1 protein-coding gene is annotated in these 601 nt (G+C 57.1%); it reads right to left on the bottom strand.

Features of this window, described 5'->3' with window-relative positions:
- Positions 1–601 (bottom strand): protease modulator HflC (hflC, locus tag JK635_RS28520; RefSeq protein ID WP_202654702.1); only part of this gene is annotated, 601 nt, incomplete at both ends.

The following is a 601-nucleotide window of genomic DNA, read 5'->3' as shown; positions in this document are numbered from 1 at the left end:
GCTTCCAGGCTGCGGTAGAACTTGAAGAATTCCGGATTCTGACCAAATGCCTCGGCATAGATCTGCGAGGCCTTGGCATCGCCATCGCCCCGGATCGATTCGGCATCGCGGTAGGCTTCCGCCAGTATCACCGTGCGCTGACGGTCGGCATCGGCACGAATCTTTTCTGACTCGGCAGCACCGGTGGAGCGCAGTTCATTGGCAACGCGGGCACGCTCGGACTTCATACGTTCATAGACCGAATTATTGATCTGCTCGACGTAATCGACCCGTTTCAGGCGTACGTCGAGGATCTCGCCGCCAATCTGCTTTGCCTCATCCGACACCTTGGTGCGGATCGCATCCATCACCTTGCCACGCTCTCCGGAGATGACTTCGCGAACCGTGCGCTTGGTAATCTCCTCGTTCAATGCGGCCTTGATGATCTGCGCCATGCGGTCTTGTGCCCGGCGCTCGTCGCCACCAAAGCTGACGAAGTACAGGCGCGGATCAGTGATGCGGTATTTCACGAAGGCATCGACCAGGATGTTTTTCTTTTCAGCAGTAATGAAACGGTCTGCCTCCGGCGTATCCAGGGTCAGGATGCGCTTGTCCAGGAATA

It is taken from the genome of Neobacillus paridis (assembly GCF_016765675.1).
Taxonomy (GTDB): domain Bacteria; phylum Bacillota; class Bacilli; order Bacillales; family Cytobacillaceae; genus Neobacillus; species Neobacillus paridis.
Note: the sequence above shows the minus strand (reverse complement) of the source record. Positions and strands in the feature narration are given on the sequence as shown.